The organism is Staphylococcus sp. GDY8P57P (assembly GCF_017892585.1).
GTDB lineage: Bacteria > Bacillota > Bacilli > Staphylococcales > Staphylococcaceae > Staphylococcus > Staphylococcus borealis.
The window spans coordinates 1-1,715 of sequence record NZ_JAESLK010000027.1 but is presented as its reverse complement, the minus strand read 5'-3'; the positions used below and the strand labels follow the sequence as shown (position 1 = coordinate 1,715).

At 48.9% G+C, this 1,715-nt stretch carries 1 rRNA gene; it reads right to left on the bottom strand.

Annotation, left to right across the window (positions count from 1 at the left end):
- Positions 1-116 precede the first annotated feature (116 nt).
- A 16S ribosomal RNA gene (locus tag KA878_RS09925) occupies positions 117-1,667 on the bottom strand.
- Positions 1,668-1,715: the final 48 nt, after the last annotated feature.

Sequence of the window (1,715 nt, the reverse complement as noted above, 5' to 3'; positions counted from 1 at the left end):
TTAATATTAAATGCAATATTCATTTAGTTGTTGAATGTTTTAATAAACATTCAAAACTGAATACAATATGTCACGTTATTCCTCATCTCTACGAGATGTTCCGAATATATCCTTAGAAAGGAGGTGATCCAGCCGCACCTTCCGATACGGCTACCTTGTTACGACTTCACCCCAATCATTTGTCCCACCTTCGACGGCTAGCTCCAAATGGTTACTCCACCGGCTTCGGGTGTTACAAACTCTCGTGGTGTGACGGGCGGTGTGTACAAGACCCGGGAACGTATTCACCGTAGCATGCTGATCTACGATTACTAGCGATTCCAGCTTCATGTAGTCGAGTTGCAGACTACAATCCGAACTGAGAACAACTTTATGGGATTTGCTTGACCTCGCGGTTTCGCTGCCCTTTGTATTGTCCATTGTAGCACGTGTGTAGCCCAAATCATAAGGGGCATGATGATTTGACGTCATCCCCACCTTCCTCCGGTTTGTCACCGGCAGTCAACTTAGAGTGCCCAACTTAATGATGGCAACTAAGCTTAAGGGTTGCGCTCGTTGCGGGACTTAACCCAACATCTCACGACACGAGCTGACGACAACCATGCACCACCTGTCACTTTGTCCCCCGAAGGGGAAGGCTCTATCTCTAGAGTTGTCAAAGGATGTCAAGATTTGGTAAGGTTCTTCGCGTTGCTTCGAATTAAACCACATGCTCCACCGCTTGTGCGGGTCCCCGTCAATTCCTTTGAGTTTCAACCTTGCGGTCGTACTCCCCAGGCGGAGTGCTTAATGCGTTAGCTGCAGCACTAAGGGGCGGAAACCCCCTAACACTTAGCACTCATCGTTTACGGCGTGGACTACCAGGGTATCTAATCCTGTTTGATCCCCACGCTTTCGCACATCAGCGTCAGTTACAGACCAGAAAGTCGCCTTCGCCACTGGTGTTCCTCCATATCTCTGCGCATTTCACCGCTACACATGGAATTCCACTTTCCTCTTCTGCACTCAAGTTTTCCAGTTTCCAATGACCCTCCACGGTTGAGCCGTGGGCTTTCACATCAGACTTAAAAAACCGCCTACGCGCGCTTTACGCCCAATAATTCCGGATAACGCTTGCCACCTACGTATTACCGCGGCTGCTGGCACGTAGTTAGCCGTGGCTTTCTGATTAGGTACCGTCAAGACGTGCACAGTTACTTACACGTATGTTCTTCCCTAATAACAGAGTTTTACGATCCGAAGACCTTCATCACTCACGCGGCGTTGCTCCGTCAGGCTTTCGCCCATTGCGGAAGATTCCCTACTGCTGCCTCCCGTAGGAGTCTGGACCGTGTCTCAGTTCCAGTGTGGCCGATCACCCTCTCAGGTCGGCTACGTATCGTCGCCTTGGTAAGCCGTTACCTTACCAACTAGCTAATACGGCGCGGGTCCATCTATAAGTGATAGCAAAACCATCTTTCACTATCGAACCATGCGGTTCGAAATATTATCCGGTATTAGCTCCGGTTTCCCGAAGTTATCCCAGTCTTATAGGTAGGTTACCCACGTGTTACTCACCCGTCCGCCGCTAACGTCAAAGGAGCAAGCTCCTTATCTGTTCGCTCGACTTGCATGTATTAGGCACGCCGCCAGCGTTCATCCTGAGCCAGGATCAAACTCTCCATAAAAATTTATGATGTTTGATTAGCTCATAATACTAAATAGTGTTTGTAACA